The following is a 6,485-nucleotide window of genomic DNA, read 5'->3' as shown; positions in this document are numbered from 1 at the left end:
GTCTACGGGTTCGCGGTACTCGCGGCATCAGAGCACCCGAAGCGGTTTATCGTGCCCTCGGACCAGGACTTCACCACGATCCTCAACGACCCCGCCGCCGCCGACGTGCAGCTGCTGCTGACCGTCCCCAACAGTGGACGCGGCGAATCCGACGCCATCAACCGCAGATACCCAACGGTGTACGACAACGGGGGCATCGTCGGATCGCTGCTGTTCGAAGTTCCGAACGTCGGTGCAGATCAGCCGAATTGGCGGGTGTACCAAGTTCTCAGGTGAGTGAGGGGCGAGTTGACGCTACGGGCCTCGGCGGCGAGTCCGTCAGGTGCGCGGTGCGTGTAGGTCGAGCTGCTCGGCGTGGTCGTAGTCGTCGTCGATGAGGACGACCGTGCGGTGTTCGCGGTCCAGCAGTGAGGCCGCTATCGAGGCTCGGTAGCCGGAAGCGCAGTGCACCCATACCTCGGCGGCGGCTGGAACTTCGTCGAGGCGGTGCGGCAATTCGTGGAGGGGAATGTTGACGGCACCGGGGATGTGGCCGTCCGCGTACTCGGATTGTTGACGTGCGTCGAGCACCGCTACCTCGCGTTGCGCGGCGGCTGCGGCAAGACCGGCGAAGTCGGACACCTCGTAGGACCGCACTTGCCCGTCACCTACGAGTGAGTGAATCTCGCCGACGGCAGAGCCGGAGGGACTGTCGATGCCGATTCGTGCCAACTCTCGTGTCGCGTCTGCGATCTGGTCCGATGTCTCGCCGATCAATGTCAGCGGGGCACCCCACTGGTAGAGCCAACCGAGGTAGGTGACAAACGTCGTCGACAGCTCGAAACCGAGGGAGCCATCGAGGTGCCCGGCTGCGAACGCGGTGCGTGCGCGGAGGTCGACGACCCACTGCCCGGAGTCGATGCGGCGGCGTAGTTCGTCCGGGTCGACGGGCTCGGGGGTGGACAGATCGATCGGGGCGGGCCCCTCGGTGTTGATGACGCCCATGTGGGCGTAGTACGCGGGATAGGCCGACAGCCCTGCGATCAACTCGTCGACATAGCTTTGTTCGTCCTGAGTCAGCGCGGGATTGGACTCGAGTTGTTCGCCGATTGTGGACGAGTCGCCGCTGGTGGGGGTCGCGGAGCAGAAACTACCGAACCCGTGTGTGGGGTAGACCTCGACATCAGCGGGGAGTTCGGCGGCGATACGGCGCACCGAATGGAACTGCGCATGGGTGAGTTCGTCGGTGTGTTCGGAGCCGAGAAGGTCGGTGCGTCCGGTCGATCCGTAGAGCATCGAGCCGCCGGTGAAGATCGCGACCGGCTGGTCGCCGATACGCAGCACGTAGCTGACGTGGTGATGAGTGTGGCCAGGTGTGTGCATGACCTGAAACGTCGCCGATCCCGCCTCGACGACATCGCCGTCGCCGACTGCCCGTCGCTCGAATTCGACCGGATCGCCCTCGGGCACGACGTATTCGGCTCCGGTGGCGCGCGCCAGTTCGAGACCGCCCGTGACGTAATCGTTGTGGATGTGGGTCTCGAGAACGTGGCTGATCTCGGCGTTCTTCTCCGCGGCCAGTGCCAGAACCCGGTCGATATCACGCTGGGGATCGATCACCACTGCGGTGCCGTCGTGGCTGATCAGGTAGCTGCGGTCGCCGAGGCTCGACGTTTCGATGATGGCGATATCTGGATCGGTCGTACTCATGGGGGACACTCCTACGGTGTTGTCGGGTCGGCCTCGTTCCTGACGTGAAATGGGTCGTTCAGGCCAGGGCGAGGAAGAGTTTTTCCAGTTCCGCTTCGGTCATGGGTTCTTTGTCGTCGGAGGTTTCGCCGGTCATGCACTCGCGGAGACCGGTCGCGACGATCTTGAAGCCGGCTTTGTCGAGGGCGCGGGAGACGGCGGCGAGCTGCGTGACCACGTCTTTGCAGTCGCGTCCGTTTTCGATCATGCCGATCACTCCGGCGAGTTGGCCGTGTGCGCGGCGCAGACGGTTGAGTACCAGTGCGATGCTGTCTTCGTCGCCGATCATTTCGGTCTCCTGATGGTGCCTAGTGGTGATGGTGATTCCAGATTACCCCCGGGGGCATCGAGCCGGGTTGCCGTCGGTCATGACAGAACGAGTGTGTCGAGCAAGACGTAGCCTGCAACGACGAACACCAGGTAGGCGAACCACTTCCGCAGTTTGTCGGTGTCGATGCGAGCGCTGAAGAGCCCAGCCACGAGCGAACCCGCGATGGCAGCGCCGGCGAACGCGGCAGTCAGCGTCCAATTGCCGCCGAGCCCGTCGGCCTGAGCGATCAGTCCGGCGGCGGAGTTGGCGACGATGACCACCAGGGATGTTCCGACAGCGACACTCATCTCGATTCCCAGCAACAGCACCAGAGCGGGGATGATCAGGAATCCTCCGCCGACGCCGAACAGTCCGGTGAGGACACCGACACCGAAGCCGGTCGGTATGGACCGGGGTGCACATCGGCGCCAGTTGATCCCGGAATTTCCGGTTTTGCAGGCCGTTCCGATGTCGTCGGCGCTGCGCAGCATGCGCACACCGGCGATGATCATGACAATCGCGAAGCCGATCATCACGGCAGCCTCGGGTAGATGCTTGCCGAGGGCGGTGCCGGCCAGGGTGCCGACGATGCCGGTGGCTGCGAAGATCGCAGCCAGTCGCCATTCGATGAGCCGCGCCCGCACCTTGGGAATCGCGCCGGTTGCGGAGGCGACGCCGATCACCAGCAACGATGTCGGTATCGCCTCCGACAGGTCCATTCCGAGGGCGTAGACGAGAACCGGGACGGCGAGGATCGACCCACCGCCTCCGAGGAGCCCGAGCAGGATTCCGACGGCGACACCGAGTACCAGCGCCAGGGTGAGGGTCATCAGCTGCGTACTGCGCCCTGGCCACCGAGTGCGTCGATGGCCGCCTGGAGCTTGGTGGTGGCCTCGGCGGCGACGTCGGACAGGGCCGGCTCGCCGGTCGCTTGGACCATGATGTCGGGGTTCATCGCTTCGACGATGATCGATCCGGGTGCGGTGGTGTCGGCGCGGACGACGACATTGCACGGCAACAGCAAGCCGATCTGACGCATGACTCCGACGGCGCGGTGCGCGAGGGTGGGATTGCAGGCACCGAGGATCAGATACTGCTCCATCTCCTCGCCGAGCTTGGCTTTGAGTGTGGCCTGCATGTCGATTTCGGAGAGAACGCCGAATCCTTGGTCGGCCAGGGCTGCTTTGACGGCGTCGACTGCGGTATCGAAGTCGGTGTCGGTCAGGGTGGTCGAGAGTGCGATGCCCATTGTGGGGATTTCCTTTCGGTCGTCGAACTGCGGTGATGTATGCCTACCCGTTTCGGGGGGCGCCAAAGACTCGGAGCGCCGGTTTCGGGCGCATTCCGTTCGGCGTTGCGTTGCTCAGTGCGAGAAGCTGATCGACGGCAGTACTTTGCGCAGCCAGGCCGGTGACCACCATGCGGCGTGTCCGGTCAGTCGGAGCAGGACCGGCAGCAGGATCAGCCTGATCAAGAAGGCGTCGAGCAGCACTGCAACACCGAGGATGATGCCCATCTCTTTCGGTGGGAGTGGGTCGGAGAGTGCGAAGGTGAAGAACACGGCGACCATGACTGCGGCGGCGGCGAAGATGACACGGCCGGAGTGTGCGAGACCGTCGACCTGTGCAGCTTTCGGGTCTCCGGTCTTCTCGTAGTGCTCTTTCGCGGTGGCGAGAAGGAAGACGGTGTAATCCATGGCGATGGCAAAGATCATCGCGAAGAAGAACACCGGGCCCCAGCCGTCGAGGAAGCCTTGTGGGGTGAAGCCCAGCAGTGATGCGCCGTGCCCGTCCTGGAAGATCAGCTTCGCGACGCCGAATGCCGCGGCGGTGGAGAGCAGACTGACGCCGGTGCCGAGGATCGCGATCAGGGGTGCCTGCAGAGCGACGAGCAGCAGAACGAAGCCGAGGGCGAGGATGATGCCGATCACCAACGGCAGGTAGTCGTTGAGGGCCTGCTGCAGATCGAGGTTCTCCGCTGGGGCACCGCCGACCAACGCTGACTCCGGAAGTTCGGCGCGCAGGTCGCCGAGGATCGTTCCCATTCTCTCGTCCGAGGGATCCACAGAGGGAAGCGCCTGCAGCAGTGAGTAATTCGAGCCGTCAGCGGCGGGTTGAGGAGGAGTGACCATGGAAATCCCGTCCACCTCGCTCGCGGCGGTAGCAGTCGTGGCCGAGTCGGCGGTGGGGACGACGATCTGCAGTGCGCCGGGGGCGCCGTCACCGAATTGGGTTTGGACCAGCTCGTAACCCTGGCGCACGGGGGCGTCCTCGGGAACGACGGTGATCGAGGGCATCGCCACTTTCAGTCCGAGGACCGGGAGAGCGAGGGCGATGAGGATGCCGACGGAGACCAGCGCGAAAGGCCAGGGGTGCCTGTGGAGCAGTTCGCCCCAGGCTGCGAATTTCGGGGAGCGGTGCTGTTGCCGTTTGGCGTAGGGCAGGGATGCGGCGTTGACCTTGGAGCCGAGCGCACCCAAGGTGGCAGGAAGCAGGGTCATGGTGGCGATCAGCACGAACGTGACAGCGAGCATGATGCCCACGGCCATGGTGCGCACCGCCGGTGCGGGAACGAGCAGGACGGCCGAGAGGCTCACCAGGACCGTCAAACCGGACAGGACCACGGCTTTGCCGGCGGTGTCCATGGTTTCGACGACTGCGGCGCGCGGATCGGCGTTGCGGAGTGCGTCGCGGAAGCGAGCGACGATGAACAGGGCGTAGTCGATACCGAGGGCGAGGGCGAACATCATCGCGAAGTTCATTGCCCATACCGAGATCGGGGTGACCCCGTTGAGTAGCACCAGCCCGCCTGCAGAGGCGACGAGGCCGGCGACGGTCAGCAGCAGTGGCAGACCCGCGGCGACGAGCGAGCCGAATGCGAGGACCATGATCGCCAATGTGACCGGCCAAGAGAACAATTCAGCTTGGATCATGGCGTCGTGGTTGGCTTTGTTGAAGTCCGACCATAGTGCGGAGGATCCGGTGGGATAGACCTCGATGCCGTCGCCGGACAATGCGGTCAGTTCGCCTTTCACCTCGTCGACGGCCTTGACCATGTCATCGGTACTCGCGTTTGCGCCCGCGATGAGGATGCCGGTGCGGCCGTCGGGACTGATGGTCATGCCCGGCTGTGGGGCGATGACCTCGCCGAAGCGGGCGTCGTCGTCGAACACGGCCGCGACGTCGGTCAGTGTCTGTTGCATCGGTGCGTCTTCGATCGAGGCGGTGTCGGAGTGAACGACCACCTGCACTGCTGCGGAGGAGTTACCGCCGAAATGCTGCTGGGCGAGCTCGCGGACCTGGACGGATTCGGATCCGTTGGCTTGCCAGCCGGCGCCGGCGAGTGAGGAAAAGACCGATGGCGCTGCAGATCCCAGGGCGATGAGCGCGATCAGCCAGATCCCGAACACCCACCGGCGGCGAGCGACCATCGCGCTTCCCAGGCGGCCGAGTACGCCGGTCGTGGATACGCGATCGTCACGGCCGGTGGCCGTCACGGTGTCGGGCACTGACATTTCTGTCTCCTAATACGGGTGGGGGTATATGACAATGCCAAGAGGGTCTCTTGATGGTTCAGCCGCGCGCGGTCGGGGAGGTCAGCGACGAAACAGGGATCGGAAGATATTGGTGCGCGTCGCGGGCGCCTCCGGCGAGCAGGTGCACTGCTGCGACTGCGGAACATCCTTCATGACGTTGTCGACATGTCGACCACAACCAGCCCAGGTGGTCTTACGGCATGTCGGGCACGTGACGGGATGACACATGGCAGTCCTTTCTGGTGGCGTGTTCCCACTCTTACACATACCTAGGGGGGTATGCAAGTACCCCTGGGGGTATCAGAGTGGCACGGCGGCGGCGGGGTTGTCGAGGATCGCGGTGAAGTCCTGGTCCGAGGGCACGCCGAACCGCTTGGGGTGCTCTGATGCCGCGAGTACGGCGAATCCGTAGACGGTGTCGACGAAGATCGATCCGCCGGCAGGTCCTGCGAAGCTGGCAGCCTTATTGCGGAGCTGGAACAGCCTTTCGTGTCCGAGCAGGCGTGCTCGGTCGGTAACGGGGGTGCGAGGTGCCTTAGGCGCTGCGCACCCGTGCGTCAAAAGTGCTGTTCGAGCAACACTTTCCACACACGGGTGGAGCCGCCTCAGATGGAGACGATCATCTTTCTGTGTTCTCGCCGCGCAGCTCGAGCGGGTGACAATACGGATTTCGAGCAGCCGGACGCCTTCGAACCGATGCCGACGAAGCTGGCAACACTGTTGCAGAGTTGGCGCACCCTTTCGTGTCCGAGCAGGCGTGCTCGGTCGGTAACGGGGGTGCCAGGTGCCTTAGGCGCTGCGCACCCGTGCGTCAAAAGTGCTGTTCGAACAACACTTTCCGCACACGGGTGGAGCCGCCTCAGATGGAGACGATCATCTTTCTGTGTTCTCGCCGCGCAGCTCGAGCGGGTG

General features: G+C 64.2%; 7 protein-coding genes and 1 pseudogene. 1 reads left to right on the top strand and 7 read right to left on the bottom strand.

Features of this window, described 5'->3' with window-relative positions:
• Window positions 1-276: pseudogene (locus WBQ44_RS21875) on the top strand (ABC transporter); the annotation flags it as partial.
• Window positions 277-318: 42 nt separating this feature from the next.
• On the opposite strand, the gene WBQ44_RS21870 reads toward WBQ44_RS21875, so the two are convergent.
• From WBQ44_RS21870 to WBQ44_RS21840, 7 genes are all read right to left on the bottom strand, one after another.
• The gene (locus tag WBQ44_RS21870; protein ID WP_495568763.1) at window positions 319-1,689 is read right to left on the bottom strand and encodes an MBL fold metallo-hydrolase; all 1,371 of its coding nucleotides are present in this window, start codon (window positions 1,687-1,689) and stop codon (window positions 319-321) included.
• 58 nt (window positions 1,690-1,747) lie between these two features.
• Window positions 1,748-2,017 carry a metal-sensitive transcriptional regulator gene (locus WBQ44_RS21865; protein ID WP_495568762.1) on the bottom strand — a complete coding sequence of 90 codons (270 nt, stop codon included), beginning with the start codon at window positions 2,015-2,017 and terminating at the stop codon, window positions 1,748-1,750.
• A gap of 77 nt (window positions 2,018-2,094) precedes the next feature.
• Complete coding sequence (locus WBQ44_RS21860; RefSeq protein WP_495568761.1) at window positions 2,095-2,868, bottom strand: sulfite exporter TauE/SafE family protein; 774 nt, start codon at window positions 2,866-2,868, stop codon at window positions 2,095-2,097.
• Complete coding sequence (locus tag WBQ44_RS21855; RefSeq protein ID WP_495568760.1) at window positions 2,868-3,287, bottom strand: DUF302 domain-containing protein; 420 nt, start codon at window positions 3,285-3,287, stop codon at window positions 2,868-2,870. Before WBQ44_RS21855 ends, WBQ44_RS21860 begins: the two co-directional genes overlap by 1 nt.
• A 114-nt stretch (window positions 3,288-3,401) precedes the next feature.
• Window positions 3,402-5,552 carry an MMPL family transporter gene (locus WBQ44_RS21850; RefSeq protein ID WP_495568759.1) on the bottom strand — a complete coding sequence of 717 codons (2,151 nt, stop codon included), beginning with the start codon at window positions 5,550-5,552 and terminating at the stop codon, window positions 3,402-3,404.
• 81 nt (window positions 5,553-5,633) lie between these two features.
• Entirely contained in the window at window positions 5,634-5,801 is a 168-nt protein-coding gene (locus tag WBQ44_RS21845) for a DUF8730 family Cys-rich protein (RefSeq protein WP_495568758.1), read from the bottom strand.
• Between the two features lie 72 nt (window positions 5,802-5,873).
• Window positions 5,874-6,134: a hypothetical protein gene (locus WBQ44_RS21840; protein WP_495568757.1), complete on the bottom strand. Its 261-nt coding sequence runs from the start codon at window positions 6,132-6,134 to the stop codon at window positions 5,874-5,876.
• Window positions 6,135-6,485 lie beyond the last annotated feature (351 nt).

This window comes from Rhodococcus sp. (in: high G+C Gram-positive bacteria), from assembly GCF_049591685.1.
Taxonomy (GTDB): domain Bacteria; phylum Actinomycetota; class Actinomycetes; order Mycobacteriales; family Mycobacteriaceae; genus Rhodococcoides.
This window is presented reverse-complemented; position numbering and strand designations above follow the sequence as displayed.